Here is a 20,024-nt window from a genome sequence, read left to right as displayed (position 1 = left end):
GCTCGTGACCGCCGATGCCCTCCTGGAAGCGCACCGTCCCTGGCTGCGGACCACCACCGTGTGTGTGGGACTGGCCCACGGGAGCAGGGACGACGGGCCGGGGCAGGCCGGAGCGGCCCACTTGTTCGAACACCTCGTGATGTCCGCCCGTGGCAGCGGTGCTGCCCTGACCGACCTGGTCGAGGAGCGCGGCGGCACGGCCAACGCGAGTTCCGGCAACGAGATGACCCTGTACTACGCGCGCGTCGCCAACGAGGACGCGCCCCGCATCGCCTCGGAACTCTGGCGGTCCGTGGCGCATCCGCAGATCGCCGAGGCCGACCTCGCCCGGGAGAAGAGCGTCGTCGCCCAGGAGATCGCCACCGCTCGGGCGGACGCGAGCGATGTCGTGCAGGATGCCTTCCTCACCGACCTGTTCGGAAGCCACCCGCTGGGCAGACCGGTCGGCGGCGCACCCGAGGACATCGAGCGCTTCGGTCTGCGCGACGCCGAGCGGCTGCGGGCGGCGGGCCTGCCCCGGCACTGCATCGCCGTCGTCGGCGGCGCCGAACCCGACCGGATACGCGCCGCCCTCCCGCCCGAGGCCCTCCTCCCGGCGCGGACCGCGCGCACGCCCCGGCCACCCGAACCCCGTCCTGCCGCGAGCAGGACCGAAACACATGTGCCGCAGGACGACGAGGAGTTCGTCTGGGTCGCCGTGGGCGGCCGGGCGGTGCCGGCCCACGACCCCGGCCGGGCGGCGTACTCCGTGCTGGGCTCCCTGCTCGGTGCCAGCCCCGCCTCCGCCCTCTACCGGGAACTGCGTGACGGAGCCCAGCTCGCCTACACCTTCCAGGCGTGGCCCTCCCACTACTCCGACGCCGGCGCGTGGCGTGTCCTCATGGGCGTGGAGCGCCCCAACGCCACCCGGGCGGTCGGCATCGTCGAGGGACTCCTGCAACGGATCTCCCGTCAGGGCCCCACGGACAGGGAGCACCGCATCGCGGTCCGGCAGGCCGTGGGCCAGTGCCAGCGCGACGCCGAGGACCCCTGGCAGCTGGCCGTCGACACGGTCCTGCGCAGTGGTGTCGGGCAGTATGCCTGGTGCCCGGAGACCGAGCGCGAGGCGCTGGAGAAGGTGACGCCCCAGGACGTGTGCGCCGCGGCCGCCCACGTCATCGACTCCCTGACCGTGACGGTGAGGTCATGACCGCCGGCCCGGAGTACCTCCAGGCCGCCGCGGACGCCGGTCTGCTGCACCGCCACGCCGGCCTCACCGTCGTGGCCGACACCGTCGTCGATCCGCTGACCGGCCGCCGGCAGTGCCTGGTGGAGCACGTCGCAGGACCCGGGCGCGAGGACGCCGGCGGTGCCGTCTGCGACCCCGTCACCCTGTACCGCTTCCTGCGCGAGGGGTGGCCCCGGTGCCAGGAGGCACTGGTGCGCACCGCGACACCGCTCGGTCCGCCGTTCGTCCCGCACGTGACGTACGTGGTCCGGCCACCGGTGCCCCGATCTGAGGACGGCCCGCAGCCCGCCACCGTACGGATCCGGGCAGCGCAGCCGGGCGACCGTGACGCGGTCGGCTCCATGCTCGCCGAGGCCTTCGAACGTGCCACCCGCCAGCACGGCCGGCATCCCGACCCGGCCGCCGTCGCCACCGCCGTCGTCTCCGTGCTGGACACCCCCGGACGCGTCACCTACGTCGCCGAACGCGAGGGCCGCACCGTGGGACACGTGACCCTGCTCTCGGACACCGTCGACGACCCCACCGGCGTCGAGTACACCGAGCTCCTGGACGTCCTCGTACGCCCCCTCGACGACCGCGAGGCCTCGCGACGGCTGGTCGCGGCGGCCCAGTCCCACGCCATGCGCCGCGGCAGGCCGTTGCTGGGCAACGTCGTCCACGTCGTGGACGACCCCGGGCACGCCGAGCGCACCCTGGCCGGGCTGCGACGGGGCGGCTGGCGCATCGCCCACCACTACTCCCTGGTGACGCTCCAGGACGCGGGAGACTGACATGCTCACCGAAATATGCCTCATCCGCCACGCCGCCTATGAACAGACCGACCGACGCCGTTGCGCCGACGGTCGCTGGGACCCGCCGCTGTCCGACGAGGGCCGGCAGCAGGCCGAGGCCCTGGCCGCCCGCCTCGCGGCCTTCAGCTGGGACCACTTGTACAGCTCCCACCTCCTGCGCGCCCGCGCCACCGCCGAGAAGATCGCCTCGGCCTGCCTGCTGACCAGCGAACAGAACCCGTCCTGGGCCGAGTTCTTCAAGGGCACCCTGGAGGCACCCGTGCCCCTGGAAGCGGACGCGGAGGCCTATGACCGCCACTGGCGCGACGGCACATGGCGGCTGTGGCCCGGGGGCGAGACCCGCAGTGGCTTCCGCACCCGCGTCCTCGACGCCCTGCGCGCCTGCCCTGAGGGATCCCGGACGCTGGTGGTCACCCACGGCGGCGTCATCAACGAAGTGCTCTGTGCCGTGCTGGACAGTCCGCCGCGTGCGCTCTTCCGGATCGACCTCACCGGCGTCACCCGGATCGGACGCGAAGGCGACAGCATCTCGGTTGCCGCGGTCAACGACACCTGGCACCTGGAGGACTCCCTGTCGATGCCCCTGACCGTTCTCTCGTCGAAAGGCAGGGTGTGATGATCGATCTCGACCACCTCTACGCCGCCGCCGGCCTGGACCGCGACGAACCCGTCCGCCGGCTGGTCCGCTCCCAGGGCCCGCTGACGCCCCTGGTGCTGAGCGTGGCGCTGGCCGAGGGACACCCGGCCGGCCCGCACACCGCGCTCGTCCTCGAACGGCAGCGCCTGCGCGCCCGCACCTACGCCGACGTGCTGGACCTGCTGCGCGACAGCGCAGACCCGGTCGTGTTGAAGGGGCCCGCCCTGGCCGCGCTGTACCCGCAGCCTCTGCTGCGTCCGGTCGGCGATCTCGACCTCGTGCTCTCCTCCGAGAGCCGGCTCTGGGCGGCGGCCCTGACCCTGATGGAGGCCTACCCGGCCACCCCTTCGGTGTTCACCCTCATCCGGCACGAGGGAACCGAACACTGCTTCCTCGGGCTCAGCTGGCCCTCCGACGATCCCCTGCTGGAGACCGACCTCGAAGTGGAGATGAGCACGTTCGCGTACGCCGGCGACCAGGCGGGGATCCCGCTGCGCGTGGCATGCCCGCCGTCGCAGGAGCTCACCCAGCTCTTCGCCGTCGTCGAGGAGCGCTGTCAGGGGCCCTTCACCGTCAAGAGTGCCCTGGACTGCGCGGCCGTCCTTCACTCGCGTCCCGGTATCCTCACCGAGCCCGAGGCGCTGAGCGCCATCCGCTCCTTCCACGTCGCCCCCGAACTGCGCGAGCTCCTCGCGCACAGCGCGCGTGTGCTCGGCCGCGCCCTCCCCGTCCCCGCCTGCCTCGACATCCTGGCCGAACAGGAACAGGTGTGCCGAGCCAAGGCCGGGGCACCCACGGCCCCGGGCCTGCAGGACGGCCGCTGGACCGCCGCGGCCAACGTCCGCTTCGGTGTGCTGCTGCACCGCCGCCCCCGCCCCGGGACCGAGCGGCGGACGGGCGGCCCCGCACCCGGCGGCGAACTGATGCACACCCCCGTCGGCGATTACCTCATGCTGAGCGGGACCGAGGTGGACGCCCGCGACGTGGCGGACTCCCGGCAACTGAGCCTCGCCCTCGCGGCGGGTACCGCCTCTCCCACGACGGGGGGCTGACATGACCGCCATAGAGATCGCCAACCTGCGCCGGGTGTTCGTCAGACGCCGGCAGCCCGACCACACCGCCCTCGACGGCGTGGACCTCCGCATCGACACGGGTGAGGTCTTCGGACTGCTGGGGCCCAACGGCGCCGGGAAGACCACCCTGTCGCGCATCCTGAGCACCCTGTTGCTGCCCACCTCCGGGCAGGTCGTCGTCGCCGGACACGACGTGGTGCGCGAACCGCGCGCTGTACGGGCCAGCGTCGCACTGATGCTGGGAGGCGAAAGAGGCCTGTACGGACGGCTGTCCGCGCGCCGCAACCTGGAGTACTGGGCCGCGATGTGCCGGGTGCCGCGCCGCGTCGCCCGTGACCGCATCGCGTGGCTGCTGTCCGACCTGGGCCTGGCCTCCCGCGCCGACGAGCCGGTGGAGACCTTCTCCCGCGGCATGCTCCAGCGCGTGCACCTGGGACGGGCACTGGTCGCCGACCCGCCGGTGCTCATCCTCGACGAACCCACGGTCGGCATGGACCCCAACGCAGCCGCCGCCTTCCGGCAGCGCGTGCGCGCCCTCCGAGCCGCCGGCAAGACCGTGCTGCTGACCACCCATGACATGGCGGAGGCGGAGGAACTCTGCACCCGGGTCGCCTTCCTCGACCGCGGACGCGTCCTGGCCACCGACAGTCCCGCCCGTCTCGGGCTCGCCCTCGACGCCGTCCAGACCATCACCGCGACGCATGCCGTGCCCGGCCTCGCCGAGCGCCTCCAGGCGCTCCCCGGCATCGGGTCGTGCACCACCGACGGCACCGGCGGCCTGACGGTCACCGTCATGCGGGCGGAGGCCGTCGCACCCGTGCTCGCCGCCCTCGCCGCACACAAGGCGCGCGGCATCAGTACGCACAGTCCGGGCCTGAACGACGTCTACCGCACCCTCATCGCCGACCGGGAGTTCTCACTGTGAGCACCGCCGCCGACGTGGCCGCGGTGACCGGCCCCTCCCTGCGGATGCAGACGCGCCTGCTGCTGCGCCGCCCCGGCTCCCTGGCCCCGCTGCTCATCAACCCCTTCTACGTGGTCGTCCTGGTCGGGGCGGTGGTGCACCGTCATCCCTCCAGCACGCTGCTGACCAGCCTCGCACTGACCGCCTTCGTCATGGCCGCGTGGGGCCACGCGATGTTCACCGCCTCCCACCTGATCGACGAGGAACGCTTCGCCGGCACACTGGAGATCAACCTGACCGCCCCGGGCGGCTACCTGGCCTCCCTCGTCGTCCGGATCTTCACGGTCACCCTGGCCGCCGCGCCGGTGATGGCGGAGGTCGCCGCGATCGGCTGGCTGACGCACGGCACCCTCCTGGTCATTCGCCGCCCCTGGCAGTTCGGCGTGGCCGTGCTGGCCTGCCTGGCGGGCTGCGCGGCCGCCGCGCTGCTCCTCGGTGCGCTCCTGCTGCTGGTCAAGGGCGCCCGCACCCTGCAGAACGCCGTGACCTATCCGTTCTACCTGCTGGCCGGCCTGGTCCTGCCGCACTCCCGACTCCCGGCGGGGATCCGGCAGGTCTCCGACCTGTTCTTCCTGACCTGGGCGGTCAAGGGGCTGCGGGCCGCCGCCGCGGGAACCGCGGACGGTTGGACGGACCTGGGCACGGCCGCCGTCCTGATCGTGGTCCAGGCAGTGGCCGGAACACTGGTGCTGCACCGGGTCGTGCAGCGGCTTCGACGAGGAGAGGTGGCGCTGCATGGCTGACGCGCTGCTCTCCTGGCTCGACGTGGTGCGTATCGGGGTGCTCAGCAGTTTCGAGGACTACCGGCGCCTGTTCACCTGGCGCACCTGGCTGCTGGGCTGGCTCTCCCGGCTCGTCGCCCAGGTGCTCTTCTTCGCCATGCTCGGGCGTCTCGTCGGCAGCGTCGCCGACGAACGCTTCATGGCCATCGGCAACGCCCTTGTCCTGGCCCCGCTGGGCACCCTGGGCGTCGTCGCCTCGACCTCGCTGGAACGCCGGCTGGGCACCCTCCACCTGCTGCTTCTGTCCCCGACCGATCCCCTCGTCGTCATTGTCTCCAGGGGACTGTACTGGCTGCTCGACGGACTGCTCACGTCCTTGGTCACCCTCGGCCTGGTCTCCGTGATCCTCGGCCTCGACGTCCAGCACGGCACCATCGCCCTCATCGTCCTGAGCCAGGTGATCCTGGCCTGCTCCACGTATGCGATGGCCGTCGCGTTGAGCGGACTGAGCATCCGCTGGCCCGAAGCCCGGACCTTCGTCACCAGCACGGTGACCATCGCCCTGCTGTCGGGCACCGGAGTCAACGGCGCGGTGCCGGGCGGAGTGCTCGGCACCCTGCTGCATCTCCTGCCGGTCACGAATGGCCTGCCGGCGGCGCGCGCCGCCGTTGACGGCGCTTCGACGACGCCGGCCTTCTTTCTCCACCTCGGTGCCGAGTGCCTGGTGGGCGCCGGCTGGCTGGCCGTGGCACACGTCGCCGTGGTCGGCTCCGTCCGCCGCCAGGTCCGCACGGGTCAGCTCTCGTCCACGGGCTGACAGGACCCGGTGTCCGGGGCCCGGCGAGCACTCCCAGCCGGGCCTCGACCTGTCTCAGAGAGGAACACCCCCATGCTGGTTGGCCGTGAGCGAGAACACGACGAACTGGTACGCCTGGTAGCCGGGGTCCGGTCCGGCCGCAGCGACGCACTGGTCCTGCGCGGCCCCGCCGGAATCGGCAAGACCGCCCTGATCGACGTCGCCCTGCGCGGCGCGGACCAGGAGCTCATGATCCTGCGCGCAGCGGGCGTCCACGAGGAGGCGAACCTCCCCTTCGCCGCCCTCCACCAGGCGCTGCGCCCGCTGCTCCCCGGCCTGCCGGATCTTCCCGAACCCCAGGAGACCGCGCTGCGCTCCGCCTTCGGATATGACCGGGGCCCCACCGACCGCTTCCTCGTGGCGCTGGGCACCTTGACGCTCCTGGCCAACGCGGCGGCGCGCACCCCCCTGCTGCTCGTGGTGGAGGACGCACACCGGCTGGCCCCCGCCTCCGCGGACGCGCTGACCTTCGCCGCACGCCGGCTGGCAGGGGTCCGGAACGTGGGCATACTCTTCGCCGCCCGCGACCGGACACCCGGCTTCGCCGCCCCCCAGGTCGCCGACATGCGGCTGGCACCACTGGACGGTGACTGGGCCACGGCCCTCCTCGGGCACACCGCCCCACGGGCCACCGAGAGCGTGCGCACCCGGCTGCTGTCCGAGGCCCAGGGCAACCCGCTGGCCCTCCTGGAACTGCCCGGCGCCCTGACCCCGCGGCACCTGGACGGCTCCGACCCCCTGCCGCGCCTGCTCCCGCTCAGTGAACGGCTCAGGAGCGCCTTCCTCCCCGACGCCGCGGAGCTCAGCCGGTACCTCCTGCTCGCCGCGGCCGCTCACGGAGGAGAGCTCTCGGCGATCCTCGGCGCCGGCGGTGACCACGACGCGGTCACCGCCGCGCTCGGGGCCGCCGCGGCCGCGGGCATCGTGCACATGGACCACTATCAGGTGCGCTTCCACCATCCCCTCGTCCGTTCCGCCGTCTACCACAGCGCCACCATGAGCGAGCGGCGTGCCGCCCACCTGAGCCTCGCACGTGTCAAGGACGACGGCAGCGCCCACCGGATCCAGCACCTCGCGGACGCCACCCTGGGCGCGGACGAGTCGGTCGCCGAAGCGATGGTGGCGCTGGCCGGGAACAACCCAACGGGCACCGCGGCGGCCGCGGCGGGCCTCCTGCGCCGTGCGGCGGAGCTTGCGGCCAGCCCCGGACTGCGCATGCGCTGCCTGACCGACGCAGCCGCATCGGCCTGGGCCGCGTCCGACACCGCACAGGCCGCAACGCTCATCGACCAGGCCGACGCCCTGGCGAAGACCCCCCAGGAGCGTGCCCGGCTCGGCTATCTGCGCGCCCTGGCCCGCCACGGCACCGGCGGCCCGGCCCTGGGCGCCTTGGCCGCGAAGGTCCGCTCCACCGACCCCGAGCTGGCTGAGCGCATGACGGCGCTGGGCGCCCGTTCCGCCTGGGCCGCGGGCGAGATAGGGAGTCTCCTGACGACGCCGGGACAGGGTGCGGCGCCCGCACCGGACGACGACCGGGTGCCGTGGCGCTGGCTGCCCGGCCCGCGGCCGTACCTGATGGGCCTCACCGTGCCCGACGTGCCCCACCACCGGCGACACGTGGAACTGCTGCAGAGCGGCGGCGCCCTCGCCAGCCTGCCCGGCGCCTTGTACGAGCTCGCCGCCGGCGAGATGCTGACGGGGCAGTGGTCGGACGCCGAGACCCACTGCTCGCAGGGGCTCGCCCTGTGCGGACGGACCGGCCAGACCTCCCTCGCGGGCCGCTTCCACGCCCTGCTCGCCTGGGTGGCCGCTGTGCGGGGCCGGACCACCGCGCACCGGGATCACGCCGCGGCCGCCCTCGCCGCCGGCGACGCCGCCCCACCACCGTCGACCAGGGCCCTCACCCAGTGGGCCCGGGGACTGAGCGCACTGGCCGGGTCCCGGGCACAGGAGGCGTTCCACCTCTTCACCGAAGTCGTCACCCCGGGATCGCCCTCGGCGCACGGCACCATCGCACTGCTCGTCTACCCGGACCTGATCGAGGTGGCCCTGCGCACGGGGCGCGAGGAGCAGGCCCGGGAGGCGATGTCGAGGTTCGAGATGGCGGTGGCGGGCAGCGCAGGCGACGACCGGCACACCGCGGGCCTCAGCCGGGCCGCCGCGCTGCTCGTCACCGGCGACGAAGCCGAACCCGCCTACGAGCGGGCCCTCGCCGCCACCGCCTGCTCACCCTTCGAACAGGGACGGACGCGGTTGCTGTACGGGAACTGGCTCCGTCGGCAGCGCCGCGTCATCCAGGCCCGCGAGCAGCTGCATCTGGTCGTGAGCCAGATGGAGTCGCTGGACGCCGCACCCTGGACCGAGCAGGCCCGCAGCGAACTCCGCGCCGCGGGAGTGCGGGATCAGCCTGACGAGGTGGAGGAATCCGGCTGCGCCACGTCCGCCCTCACACCGCAGGAACTGCAGATCGCGACGTACGCGGCCAAGGGGCTGCGCAACAGCGAGATAGCAGCCCAGCTCTACCTGAGCCCGCGTACCGTCGGCTACCACCTGCACAAGATCTTCCCCAAGCTGGGAGTCACCTCCCGGCACCAGCTGCACGAGCTGATCCGCTCCTGAGCCCCGTGCCCACGGTGGCCCCCGGTCACCTCACGGGAGGGAATCCGACGGATCGCCACCGACGTCCCGGGTCAGAGGCCTGGAAACGGCCCCCTGGCCTTCGAGCCCCGGAGCCGGGCGAGGACCCCGCGAACACCGCGCGTCGCGCACGGCTGGTCCGACGCGGGCGCACACCGGGCTGCGACGGCCTCGTCTCCCCGTGGCGCCCGCGCCCTCGGCGCGCACCACCTCCCACCCCTGCCCCCTGCTGTGTGCACCGCCTCAGCGGCGCGCCGCGGATGGGCCGGCAGCGGGCGCCGACCCCTGCCGCGGAGGCGGCGGGCGGTGGCCCGGGCCCGCCGCCACTCGTGCAACGGCTTCGTGCGCACACGCGGAATAGGCCTGGTGCCCGCGCCCGGGGTCGCCCTCGGAACGCGGGCACCGGTGCGGGACCCGGGGGATCCCGGCGGCCCAGGCGGCCCGCCGACCGCCACGTCGAACAGCGCGGGCCGGGTTCGTCAGACCGCCTCCGGGACCGGGAGCCCGGCGGCCGGCCCGGGCGTGGCCGTACCGTTCAGGGACTCGGCCAGCTCACTCAGCCCGGGACTGGCGTGCCGCGTCACGTCGGCCAGCATCTCTGTCCGGGCCATGGCGACGATGTCCTGCGGGGAGAGGGCCGCCAGGCGGTCCGTCAGGTGCGCGATCAGGCCGTCGGCCTGCGCGAGGAGCGCTGTGTCGTCGACCGGCCGCGCGCTGATGTGGTACCCCTCCAGCAGCGCCTGCTGCAGGGCCTTGTACAGGTGGACACCCCCGACCTCCCTGACCGTGAGCGACAGGTGGGCCGACAGGCCGGCGTCCCCCGTGGCGTAGTGCGCGTACCCCCTGGGGATGTAGAGGACCTCGCCGGCGTGGAGCGTGGTGGACAGCAGTGCCGGACCCTCCTGTTCCGTCGGCCCCGGAGCCCAGTCGGCGTCGGCCGGGCCGCCGTGCACCCGCCAGTTCTTGCTGCCGTTCAGCTGGAGGACGAAGACGTCGGCGTCGTCCCGGTGAATGCGTAGACCCTGGCGGCCGGGTGGCGTGACGAAGAAGAACGCGTCCACCTTGCGGCCCAACTCGGCCGCCAGCGAGGCTGTCAGGGCCGCCGTCGGGGCGTGCCACTGGTCCACGCAGCGCAACAGCAGCGTGCTGCCCGCCCGGAGGAGGCCGCGGATCTTGTCGCCGTCCGCGAAGCCGTGGTGGAGCGACTGGTTGACGCGACGAGGGCTGCAGTACGACTCCGGCGGGATGATCTTGTCGGTGCGGGCCATTTCGACGTACGCCGACTGCAGTGCCCCGAAGGCGAGCACGTCATCGACGTCGGCCAGGGTCAGCGGCGGCCGGAAGGCCGTCGGGGGCTGGAACACCGCGGGCGTACGTCGCCAGTGGACCGTTTCGAATGCGGCCACGTCGCCGACCAGGGCGGACAGTGTGCGGGTGGACATGCGTGGATCTCCTCGGATTCTTCGTGAACGGGTGAGGGGGACGGCGGGCGCCGTCCTACATGAGGAAGTCGCTGCCGTGCCGGCGGGAACGCACTGCCTGGATCCGCAGCCCGGCGAGCGCGAGCGCCCACCAGCCGAGCCCCACCAGGAGCTCCGCGAAGACCTCGGACGCCGCGGGCCGGCCGGACTCCACCAGGGAGCGCAGCGCCGCCGCGCCGTGGGACAGCGGCAGGAGCGCCCCGACGTCCGCCCGCGGCGTCCCCGCCGACAGCGGTACGAGCACACCGCCGAGGGCCAGCACCAGGTAGGACGCCAGGTTGGTGAGGAAGACATCCGCGCGCCGGCCCACGGCGAGTACGGCCACGGCCAGACCGAAACCGCTCGTCGTCAGCGTGACCAGGGCGAACAGGGGCAGCACGGCGGGCAGCACACGCAGCAGGCGCGGTTCACCGGTGAGCAGCGCGACCAGCGGGAGGGCAATCGTCGCCGAGGCGATTCCCTCGACGCCGTAGACAACCCAACGGGCGATCACCAGTCCCGGCATCGGCAGCTCCGTCAGGCGCATCCGGTACAGCGTTCCCTGGAGCCGCTCGTTGATGAGCACGTCCGGGGCCTTGACGACCGTCGCCGAGACGATGCTGAAGGCACAGGCGCCGATTCCGGCGGTGAGGGCGCCGTCTGCGCCGCCGGCGGCTCTGCCCAGCAAGGTCAGGAAGACCACCTGGAGGAGCACGCGAGGCGCGACGGCGCCGATGAGGACGCGCGGAGGGTACTCGACCAGATACTCCCGGGCGCCGGTGCGGACCGTGTGCAACAGGGCGGGCACCACATCAGAAGATCTCAAGGCTTCCCTCCTGTCGCGCTCGGTGCAGCACCCGCCGGAAGGCGAGGCGGGCCCCGGCCGTGTACACGGCTCCGGTGATGAGCAGGCCGGCCCAGCCGCGGGCCGCGACATGCCCCGCGGCTGCCCCGGTCAGCAGTTCCTGCGCCCAGTGCAGACTGAGCAGGCCGGAGAACGGACGCAGCCAGGAGGGCAGTCCGCTCATCGGGATGAGCAGCCCGCCCAGGATGAAGACCGGGTAGACGAGTGTCTCCGCGATCCGGATCGCGGACCTGGTCAGCAGGAAGAGGCAGGAGATCAGCAGGCCCAGCGGCAAGGTCGCGGCGAACCCCGCGACGAGGGCGGCGGCGAAGAGCGCGGGCTGGGCGACCGTCAGGGGCTGCCGTTCCACCGCGGCCACCGCCGCGACGGAGACGGCGGTCACCGTGACCGAGAGGCCGACGGCCGCGAGTGTCTTACCCAGCAGGACGGGCCCCAGACCGGCCGACCGTGAGCAGATCGCGGGCAGGGTGCCCGACCAGAACTCCCGGCGCAGCACCATGCCGGCCTGCCAGAGCGTGACCGTCCACACGCCCAGCAGTCCGCTGCCCAGGACGATCTCCTGCCGGTCGAACGAGGACGACCCCTGTGCGGCCAGCGTGATGCTCACATAGGTGGCCGGCTGGACCGCGGCTCCGATCAGCACGGAAAGCCAGGCGGTACCGCGCAGCTGGATCCGGGAGGCGGCGAGTACCGGTGTCAGTGACACATTCCGCAGCCAGGTCATGACGCCTTCGCCTCCGTGCCGTCCGCGAGGTCGAAGAAGATCTGCTCCAGGCCCGACGGGGCGACCCGGACGTCCCGGATCTGCTGGTCGGGCCAGGCGTCCGCCAGCGCACGCAGCGATGCGGGCGTCCAGGAGTCCAGCTGGAGCACCATCGTCCATCCGCTCTCGTGCTGCTCCAGCCGCTGCACACGGGCGGGCGCGCCCGCGACCTCCGCCGGCCGCAGCGGCGCCCGCCCCCGGCCGGCGATCGTCACGACTGCCGCGGTCTTCGCCCGCTCCAGCAGCCGGGGCAGCGGCAGGTCGTGCAGGACCCGTCCCTGGTAGAGGACGACCACCCGCTCGGCCAACTGCTCGATGTCGTGCAAGTAGTGGCTGGTCAGCACGATCGCCGTGCCCTCGGCGCGCATGGCGGCCACCGCCTCCCTGATGTTCTGCGCCTCGACGGGGTCCAGCCCCACCGTCGGTTCGTCGAGCAGCAGCAGTTCCGGCCGGGTGACCATGCCGATGGCCAGGTGCAGCCTCTGCCGCATACCGCGGGAGAAGGTTTCCACCGGCGTGTCCGCGACGTGATCAAGATGGACGAACTCCAGGGCCTGGGTGGCTCGCCGGGACAGCTCGCGCCGGCGTAGCCCGGTGAGCATCGCGAAGAACTCCAGGTTGTCCCGCGCGGAAAGACGCAGGTACAGGCCGCGGTCGCCGCCGAGTACGAGCGACAGCCGCCGTCGGGCCTCGCGATGCTCGCGCGTCACGTCGTGGCCGCAGACCTGCACGCTGCCGGACGTCGGCAGCAGCAGGGTGGACACGATCTTCAACAGCGTCGTCTTCCCGGCCCCGTTGAGGCCGAGGAGGCCGACGAGCTCGCCCGCGGCGACGGACAGACTCACCCCGTTGAGCGCGTTGACGGTCGTGCCCTTGCCCCGGAACGAGCGGGCGACGTCCGTGACACGGAGTACCTCGGGGCCCGGCCGGCCGGTGCCGGCCTGGACCGCCTGCTGTTCCCATGGGGGAGGGTGAGCGGCCGCGAGCGAGGTGCGGGCACCGCCGTGCCCCCGGTCGTCATGGGGCGGCAGCGTCGCCTGCCGGGTTGTTGGTTCCACGGTGGACCTCGTCATGTCGGAGGAAGAAGGGGCGCCTGACAGGGCCTCCCACCACTATGTGAGCCGTGTTCGCCAGGGTGCATCTGTCGGCCGACCGGGCCCGTGCGGGGAGCGGCCGTGGTGGCCTCACCCGGTGGCCGTTCCGGCTTCCGGGTCATGCCCGGCCGTCATATGACAGATGCTTCTGCTGATGCGCGCGGCCCCCGCCGGAGGGCGCCGCGGCCGCCCTCCGGCCTGCCCCCGCCCGCTTTCCCGCGACCGCTGCCCGTTCCAGCACCCCTGTCGAGGGTGACTGGTCGTCCGGCAGATGCCCGTGGGGTGCCCGGCCCCGCAAGCTTATGGACATCGCCCCACGGACGACCGGAAGCGGGGCGGCCGCTCCTCCACCACACACCTCAGGTGGTGGCGGGTGCGGCGCAGGCAGGCCCACACCGTCGTGTGCCGCAGACGACACCGTCGGACGGGCCATCTCGCCGCACTGTGAAAGGGAGGGAGATCACGATCATGGACACATTGACCGGCACCGGCAACGCGTCGGCCCCCGGCCGGGTCGGCCGGGAAACGGACGGCGTCCGCACTCATGGGCGCAAGACGGCCCTGCGTGACAAGCTGCTGCCCCGCACCATCGAACACGCCGCACAGATCGCCTACTACCGCGAGCGCTGGGCCGGCAGGCCGGAGCACCCCGCCACCGTCGCCGAGCTGGCAGGCCTCCCGGTCCTCACCCGCACCGATCTCCAGGCCCACACCGAGGAGATGCTCCACCCGGACAGCTCGCCCGATGTGCTCATCCACAGCACCGGTACCACCACGGGAAACCCCGTGCGCAGATACCGCAGCGCCCAGGAGATAGCGGCCTTCGGCGAGTTCCGGGCCGAACTGAGCCGCAAGGCACAGAAGATGCTGGGCAGGCCGGGCCAGCCCGTCATCCACTTCACCACACTGACCGCCCGGCATCACGGGGGCACCCTCGGCGCGGTGGACGGAGCGCAGCGGCACATGTCACTGAGCGTCCTGACCGAAGCGGAAGTCGCCCGGTCCGTGGGCCTCCTCACGTCACCCCGGCTCTTCCCGGGCCTCGCCGACAGCCGTTACGAGGTGAGCGGGCCGCCGGACGACCTGATGCTGCTGGCCACCGCCGTCGTACAGGACGGGTCGCTGGAACCCGACCGGATACGCCGGGTGACCAGCGTCGCGGACTACCTCTCCCGCGCACAGAGCAGGGCCATCCGCTCCGCTCTCGCCCCATCCGGCCAGGTGGTCCACCGCTACAGCATGTCGGAGGTGATAGGCGGTGCGACACTGTGCGCCACCTGCGACCTCTTCCACTTCGACGCACACGTCATTCCCGAGGTCCTGTCCCTCGCCGACGACACGCCGGTGCGCGAGGGCGTGGGACGGCTGGTCCTGACGGAGCTCCACCCCTTCTCCCAGTGCCAGCCCTTCATCCGCTACGACACCGGGGACCTCGTCGAACGACGCGAGTCGCCGTGTGATCCCGGTGAGATCTCCATCGCCCTCATCGGCAGGAAGGCCCGCACCCCCACGCTGGTGCACCGCGGCGAACACCTGCCGGCCTTCAGGGCCTACCCCCTGCGGGAGGCGCTCGAGCAGATCCCCGAGATCAGCCGGGTGCCCCTGGCCAGCCGGATCCCCGCATGGAGCCAGAGCGCGGGTGCCGCCCCGCTGGCCTCCTGCGACCTGGAACCGGGCGGGGCCGGGCAGCCGAGCAGGTTGGTACTGCGCGTGGCGGTGGGCTTCTCACCCGCCCTCCTACCGGACGCGGCCCGGGTGCTCACCGAACGGACAGCCGCGGCCGCCACCGCGTCGTCCCCCGAACTCGCCCGGCTCGTCGCCGACGGCCTCTGCACGCTGGAGGTCCGCCTCACGGCCGACCGAGCCTCCGTGCCCGGCTTCGCACTGCGCTGAGCCCCCACCCGTGTGCCCCAGGCACACCCCAGGACTCCCGGGCATCCGCCCGGGGATCCGCCGGCCGCCGACCGCGTCGGTGACCGACGGATCACGGTGGACGGGAAAACCCGTCCGCCGCACAGGGAACCGAAAAGGTTCCGCTCAACAGAAGGAGAACATCATGGCGAACATCGTTGACGAGGTCCTGGCCACCGTCGAGTCCCTGGAGACGGTCACCGGTACGGCCTTCATGGCCGAGTCGATCTGACGCATCAGCTGACGGGTGCGGGTGGTCGCCCTGGCGCCACCCGCCCCCGTCGGGAAAACCGTTCACACGTTCGAGGTCGTGCTGTCACGGCCGATCAACCCCAGACAGGCGTACCAGAGGAGCAGGTGATGACCGATCTCCACACGGCCCCGGGCCGAACCGAGGCCGATGTCGCCACCGTCTCCCGCCCGTTCGGCCTGTCCGTCGAGCAGCGGACCATCTGGCTGCACACCCAGACGCACGAAGACCCCTGCGCCTACACCCTCTCGATCGCCCACCGGCTCACCGGCCCCGTGGACGTGGCCGCACTGCGGGCGGCCTTCGACGAGGTGATCGCCCGGCACGAGGCGCTGCGCACCGGATTCCGGCTGACGGACGCGGGCCCGGTCCAGGAAGTCCACCCCCCGATGCCCTGCCGCCTGACGGTGGACACCCTCCCACGGCATGAGGCCACGGCCGGCGGCACGGCACACGACACGGCACACGACACGGCCACCGACGCATGGCTGCGCCGGGCCGCCGAAGAGCCGTTCGACCTCGGTCGCCCGCCACTGCTGCGGGCCCACGTACTGCGGGAGAACCCGCACACCACGGTCCTCCTCATCCTCGTGCACCACCTGGTGTTCGACGGATGGTCCGTCGGACTGCTCCTTGAGGACCTCTCGGCCGCCTACCGGCGGGCGCGCTCCGGCACGGCCGGCCCCCACTCGGCGGAAGCGGCCCCGGCCACCTCCTACCGTCCGCACGTCGACGCCGAATCGGCACGGATCGACCCGTGCACCCGCGAGCGCAACGTGCGGTACTGGGCGCAGACGCTGAGCGCCACCGACCAGGGCGCCCCCTTCACCTTCGACCGGCGCGACGCCGGCGCCGGCGACCCGGACCGGACACCGACGCGTCCTCCCGCTGAGCCCTTCCAGCTCGGCCACGACGCCACCGACGCCGTGGCCCGGCTCGCCGCCGAGCTCGACACCACCCGGTTCGTCGTCGTCGCGGCGCTGGTGGCGCTGGCCCTCGCCCGGCTGCACGGTGTCCGACGTGTGGTCCTCGGCTACCCCACGGCGGACCGCAGCCCCGACGAGGAACGGACCGTGGGGCTGTTCCTCAACACCCTCGCCCTCGCCGTGGACGTACGGGACGACATGTCGTTCCGCGAACTCGTCGAAGCGGTCGAGACGGCACACTTCGACGCGCTGGCACACCTCCCACTGGAGGGCGACCGCGTGCTCGCGGCCTCCTCCTCCCCGCATCACCGGGCCGGCGCACCGCTCTTCAGCGTCCTGCTCGCCTTCCAGAACGTCCCGCACGGTGCCCTGGACCTCCCCGACGTCGCCGCGGAGCGCATCCCCGGGCCCGCCCGCCCGGCCGAGTTCGACCTCACTGTGGCCGTGGACCGGACCGCCCCGCGCATCGCCGGCCACATGGAACGGGACGGCCGTGCGGTCAGTGCCGCGGAAGCCCGCCGTCTTGCCACCGTGATCGAGCCTCTCGCCTGCGCCGCGGTGGTGGGTGTGGAGGGTGTGGTGGGTGGTCTGCCGTTGTTGGGTGTGGTGGATCGGGGTGTGGTGGAGGGGGTGAATGGGTCGGGTGTGGCTTTTGAGTTGTGTGGTTTGCATGAGTTGGTGGAGCGGCGTGTGGGTGTGGATGGTGATGCTGTTGCGGTGGTGGGTGGTGGTCGTGCGGTGTCGTTTGGGTTGTTGGATGCGGCGGCTGGTGTGGTTGCGGGGCGGTTGGTGGCTGCGGGGGTGGGGCGTGGGCAGGTTGTGGGGGTGGCGATGGGGCGGTCGCCTGAGTTGGTTGTGGCGTTGTTGGGTGTGTTGAAGTCGGGTGCGGCGTATGTGCCGTTGGATGTGTCGTATCCGGTGGAGCGGTTGCGGTTCATGGTGGGGGATTGCCGTCCTTCTGTGGTGTTGGCGGATGAGGGGTCGGTGGGTGGTCTGGGGTGGTTGGGGGAGTTGGGTGTTGGTGTGTTGGTGGTGGAGCCGGCGGAGGGTGCGGTGTCGTCCGTGTCCGTGTCGGGTGGGGGAAGTGCGGGGGTGGTGGTTGATCCGGAGGATCCGGCGTATGTGATCTATACGTCGGGGTCCACGGGGCGTCCCAAGGGCGTCGTCGTACCCCACCGCGCCGCCGTGAACGTCGTCCGGGCATTCGACGATCTGATCGGGTGCGGACCGTCGGACGCCTTCCACTCCGTGACCAGCATCTCGTTCGACATCGCTCTCCTGGAGCTGTTCTGGCCGCTGTCCACCGGCGCCCAGGTGCAGCTCGGTTCACCGCATGACCCGCACGCGGTCGACGCGGACCTGTGTGGGCGCGAGGTCACGCACTTCCAGACCACCCCGACCCTCGCCGCGTCCATCGGCGTCGACCCCGCGTGGAAACAGCGCCTGCGTGGCCTGAAGTACCTGCTCATCGGCGGTGAACCGGTGGCCCCCGACGTCGTGCGCACCCTGCGTGCCGCGTTCGACTGCGAGATCTACAACGTCTACGGACCGACCGAGGCCACCGTCTGGTCGAACGCACGCCGGATCGAGGGTGCTGACGACGCCGGACTGATCGGGCGTCCGGTGGCGAATTGTGTGGCGTATGTGGTGGATGGTGTGGGTCGGTTGGTGCCTCCTGGGGTGCGGGGTGAGTTGTGTGTGGGGGGTGCGGGGTTGGCGTTGGGGTATTGGGAGCGGCCGGAGTTGACGGCGGAGCGTTTTGTGACGGGGTTGGTGGCTGAGGCTCCGGGGTTGCGGCTGTATCGGACGGGTGACCTGGTGTCGTTGGGTGAGGGTGGGGTGTTTTCGTTTCATGGCCGGCTGGATGACCAGGTGAAGATTCGTGGTCATCGGGTGGAGTTGGCTGAGGTGGAGTCGGTGCTGCTGGGGCATGGGGGTGTGCGGGCGGCGGCGGTTGTGGTGGTGCGTGGTGTGGAGGGGGCTGCTCGTCTGGCGGCGTTTGTGGTGGCGGACGGGGATGTGGGTGTGGGGGATGGTTTGGGGGAGGAGGTGCGTCGGTTTGCGCGGGGTGTGTTGCCGGCGGTGATGGTGCCGGCGTCGGTGTCGGTGGTGGATGCGTTGCCGTTGACGCCGAACGGGAAGGTGGACCGTCGGGCGCTGCCGGTGGTGGATGTGCCGGTGGATGCGCCGGTGGTGGATGTGGCTGGTGGGGTGTCGGTTGATGGTGCCGGTGGTGTGCGGGTGGCCGCCGGTGGTGGGGCCCGTGCGGGTGTGGGGGGTGTGCTGGCCGGGATCTGGCAGGACGTGCTGGGCAGGTCCGACATCGACCCCCACGCCACCCTCCACGACCTCGGCGGGAACTCCCTGTCGGCGATCAGGGTGGCCGCACAGGCCCGTGCCCACGGCATCGAGCTGCCCGCCTCGGCCCTGCTGCGCGGCGACTCGCTTGCCGACATCGCGGCCCGCGTGGCCGTCACCGCGTACCCGCCGTCCGCGCGCGGCACCGCACCGGCGCCCGGCGAGACGATTCCCCTGCTGCCGATGCAGCACGACTTCTTCGCCCGTCCCCGCCCCGATCACAACTGGGCGAACCTGGCGGCCCTGTACACCGCGAGCGACGTCGACACGGACCTCCTGGGCACCGCCTTCCACACCGTCGCCGAACGCCATGACGCCTTGCGGCTGTCCTTCGACCGGAAGGCCGGCGACTGGCAGCAGACCGTGGTGGGCCGCCCCCGTGTCACCGTGGAGGCCGTCGATCTCTCCTGTTCCGCGCAGCACACCGAGGCCGCCGTGCGGGACGAGATCCGGCGCCGCCAGCGCACGCTGAACCTGAGCGACGGCCCCCTGGCCAAGGCCGTGGTCATCCGGCCGCGGCATCCCGCACCCGCCCGGGTTCTGGTGCTGGCCCACCACCTGGTGATGGACGCCTGGTCCTGGCGGATCATGCTGCGGGACCTCGCAGAAACCTACGCGAGGATGAGCGCCGGCCTGCCGGGCGCAAAGATGCCGCCTCCGACCTCCCTGTCCTTCGGCGCCTGGGCGCACGAGGTGGCCGCCGCCGCCCACGACCCGGCGCTGATCGGGGGGCCCGCGTTCTGGGAGGCACTGGACCTCCCCGCTGTGCCGCCGGTACCGCTGGGCCGGGTGATCGGCCCCAACCTCGCCGGCACGGCGGACACCATCGAGCACGTGCTCGACCGCGAACACTCCCGCTCCCTGCTGGAGCCCGCAGCCTGGTCGGACGGTGCGACCACCCAGGAACTGCTGCTCACCGCGTTCGCCGCCGCCTACCGCGAATGGAGCGGACTGCCCGCCCTGTCGGTGCGGGTCCTGCACCACGGCCGCCACGGCCTGCGCTGCGACACGGTCCTGCACGACACCGTGGGCTGGCTCTCCATCGACTACCCCGTCGTGCTGCGGGTCGGTGACACCTCACGCCCGGCGTCGCCGGACAGCGTCCGCGAACAGCTGCGCGCCGTCCCCCACCACGGCTACGGCTACGGCATCCTGCGCCACCTCGGCGACGCCACCGTACGGGGGCGCATGGACGCCCTGCCCACCCCCGGCATCAGCTTCAACTACCTGGGTCCGGACGACGTCGCACAGGACGGCCTCGGCCCCTGGCGGCCCGCCGCCGAGCCCGTCACCGGCCGCTTCAGTACCCAGGAGGAACGGGGAGCCGTCCTGCAGGTCCGCGCGTACGTCCGCGCCGGCCGGCTCGTGACCGAGCTGCAGTACAGCCGCAACCTGCACCGCCGGCACGCCGCACACGCCCTGGGCGACGCGTTCGCCCGCCACCTGCGATCACTGGTGCCGTCGCGCCCGACCACGAGCAGCTGAGGAC

General features: G+C 72.4%; 14 protein-coding genes. 10 read left to right on the top strand and 4 right to left on the bottom strand.

From position 1 onward, the window contains the following. The first annotated feature begins 4 nt into the window (after positions 1 to 4). The 8 genes from ACSMXW_RS09785 to ACSMXW_RS09750 all read left to right on the top strand — a co-directional run bounded on the left by ACSMXW_RS09785 (position 5) and on the right by ACSMXW_RS09750 (position 8,890). Positions 5 to 1,189: a M16 family metallopeptidase gene (locus ACSMXW_RS09785; RefSeq protein ID WP_485805276.1), complete on the top strand. Its 1,185-nt coding sequence runs from the start codon at positions 5 to 7 to the stop codon at positions 1,187 to 1,189. Then, positions 1,186 to 1,998 (top strand): hypothetical protein, encoded by an 813-nt coding sequence (locus tag ACSMXW_RS09780; protein ID WP_485805275.1) that lies wholly within the window; start codon positions 1,186 to 1,188, stop codon positions 1,996 to 1,998. Before ACSMXW_RS09785 ends, ACSMXW_RS09780 begins: the two co-directional genes overlap by 4 nt. Before the next feature lies 1 nt (position 1,999). Continuing rightward, complete coding sequence (locus tag ACSMXW_RS09775; RefSeq protein WP_485805273.1) at positions 2,000 to 2,635, top strand: histidine phosphatase family protein; 636 nt, start codon at positions 2,000 to 2,002, stop codon at positions 2,633 to 2,635. Next, complete coding sequence (locus tag ACSMXW_RS09770; protein ID WP_485805271.1) at positions 2,635 to 3,708, top strand: nucleotidyltransferase family protein; 1,074 nt, start codon at positions 2,635 to 2,637, stop codon at positions 3,706 to 3,708. Before ACSMXW_RS09775 ends, ACSMXW_RS09770 begins: the two co-directional genes overlap by 1 nt. Before the next feature lies 1 nt (position 3,709). Further along, positions 3,710 to 4,654, top strand: coding sequence for an ABC transporter ATP-binding protein (locus ACSMXW_RS09765; protein WP_485805270.1), 945 nt, complete (start codon positions 3,710 to 3,712; stop codon positions 4,652 to 4,654). Next, on the top strand, positions 4,651 to 5,436 hold the full coding sequence (locus tag ACSMXW_RS09760) for an ABC transporter permease (RefSeq protein WP_485805268.1): 786 nt from the start codon (positions 4,651 to 4,653) through the stop codon (positions 5,434 to 5,436). The genes ACSMXW_RS09765 and ACSMXW_RS09760 overlap by 4 nt, the downstream gene beginning before the upstream one ends. Then, on the top strand, positions 5,429 to 6,232 hold the full coding sequence (locus ACSMXW_RS09755) for a hypothetical protein (RefSeq protein WP_485805266.1): 804 nt from the start codon (positions 5,429 to 5,431) through the stop codon (positions 6,230 to 6,232). Before ACSMXW_RS09760 ends, ACSMXW_RS09755 begins: the two co-directional genes overlap by 8 nt. Before the next feature lie 72 nt (positions 6,233 to 6,304). Beyond that, positions 6,305 to 8,890, top strand: a complete 2,586-nt coding sequence (locus ACSMXW_RS09750; RefSeq protein ID WP_485805264.1) for a helix-turn-helix transcriptional regulator — start codon at positions 6,305 to 6,307, stop codon at positions 8,888 to 8,890. 497 nt (positions 8,891 to 9,387) lie between these two features. Here ACSMXW_RS09750 and ACSMXW_RS09745 read toward each other — a convergent pair whose 3' ends face one another. The 4 genes from ACSMXW_RS09745 to ACSMXW_RS09730 are packed head-to-tail and all read right to left on the bottom strand — an operon-like array spanning position 9,388 to position 13,069. Then, complete coding sequence (locus ACSMXW_RS09745) at positions 9,388 to 10,350, bottom strand: JmjC domain-containing protein (protein WP_485805262.1); 963 nt, start codon at positions 10,348 to 10,350, stop codon at positions 9,388 to 9,390. Positions 10,351 to 10,405: 55 nt separating this feature from the next. Continuing rightward, on the bottom strand, positions 10,406 to 11,194 hold the full coding sequence (locus tag ACSMXW_RS09740; protein WP_485805261.1) for an ABC transporter permease: 789 nt from the start codon (positions 11,192 to 11,194) through the stop codon (positions 10,406 to 10,408). After that, positions 11,181 to 11,957 (bottom strand): ABC transporter permease, encoded by a 777-nt coding sequence (locus ACSMXW_RS09735; RefSeq protein ID WP_485805259.1) that lies wholly within the window; start codon positions 11,955 to 11,957, stop codon positions 11,181 to 11,183. Before ACSMXW_RS09735 ends, ACSMXW_RS09740 begins: the two co-directional genes overlap by 14 nt. Continuing rightward, positions 11,954 to 13,069 carry an ABC transporter ATP-binding protein gene (locus tag ACSMXW_RS09730; RefSeq protein WP_485805257.1) on the bottom strand — a complete coding sequence of 372 codons (1,116 nt, stop codon included), beginning with the start codon at positions 13,067 to 13,069 and terminating at the stop codon, positions 11,954 to 11,956. Before ACSMXW_RS09730 ends, ACSMXW_RS09735 begins: the two co-directional genes overlap by 4 nt. Positions 13,070 to 13,558: 489 nt before the next feature. On the opposite strand from ACSMXW_RS09730, the gene ACSMXW_RS09725 reads away from it, so the two are divergent. Together ACSMXW_RS09725 and ACSMXW_RS09720 are read left to right on the top strand one after the other, a co-directional pair. Continuing rightward, positions 13,559 to 14,983, top strand: a complete 1,425-nt coding sequence (locus tag ACSMXW_RS09725) for a phenylacetate--CoA ligase family protein (RefSeq protein ID WP_485805255.1) — start codon at positions 13,559 to 13,561, stop codon at positions 14,981 to 14,983. 378 nt (positions 14,984 to 15,361) lie between these two features. Then, complete coding sequence (locus ACSMXW_RS09720) at positions 15,362 to 20,020, top strand: amino acid adenylation domain-containing protein (protein ID WP_485805253.1); 4,659 nt, start codon at positions 15,362 to 15,364, stop codon at positions 20,018 to 20,020. The last annotated feature ends 4 nt before the right edge of the window (positions 20,021 to 20,024 follow it).

The sequence above is a fragment of the Streptomyces sp. DSM 116793 genome (assembly GCF_057320905.1).
Note: the sequence above shows the minus strand (reverse complement) of the source record. Positions and strands in the feature narration are given on the sequence as shown.

Coding starts and splice junctions, on each gene's coding strand:
- ACSMXW_RS09780 (WP_485805275.1), top strand. CDS start 1,186: ATGACCGCCGGCCCGGAGTACCTCCAGGCCGCCGCGGACGCCGGTCTG.
- ACSMXW_RS09775 (WP_485805273.1), top strand. CDS start 2,000: ATGCTCACCGAAATATGCCTCATCCGCCACGCCGCCTATGAACAGACC.
- ACSMXW_RS09770 (WP_485805271.1), top strand. CDS start 2,635: ATGATCGATCTCGACCACCTCTACGCCGCCGCCGGCCTGGACCGCGAC.
- ACSMXW_RS09765 (WP_485805270.1), top strand. CDS start 3,710: ATGACCGCCATAGAGATCGCCAACCTGCGCCGGGTGTTCGTCAGACGC.
- ACSMXW_RS09755 (WP_485805266.1), top strand. CDS start 5,429: ATGGCTGACGCGCTGCTCTCCTGGCTCGACGTGGTGCGTATCGGGGTG.
- ACSMXW_RS09750 (WP_485805264.1), top strand. CDS start 6,305: ATGCTGGTTGGCCGTGAGCGAGAACACGACGAACTGGTACGCCTGGTA.
- ACSMXW_RS09745 (WP_485805262.1), bottom strand. CDS start 10,350: ATGTCCACCCGCACACTGTCCGCCCTGGTCGGCGACGTGGCCGCATTC.
- ACSMXW_RS09735 (WP_485805259.1), bottom strand. CDS start 11,957: ATGACCTGGCTGCGGAATGTGTCACTGACACCGGTACTCGCCGCCTCC.
- ACSMXW_RS09730 (WP_485805257.1), bottom strand. CDS start 13,069: ATGACGAGGTCCACCGTGGAACCAACAACCCGGCAGGCGACGCTGCCG.
- ACSMXW_RS09725 (WP_485805255.1), top strand. CDS start 13,559: ATGGACACATTGACCGGCACCGGCAACGCGTCGGCCCCCGGCCGGGTC.
- ACSMXW_RS09720 (WP_485805253.1), top strand. CDS start 15,362: ATGACCGATCTCCACACGGCCCCGGGCCGAACCGAGGCCGATGTCGCC.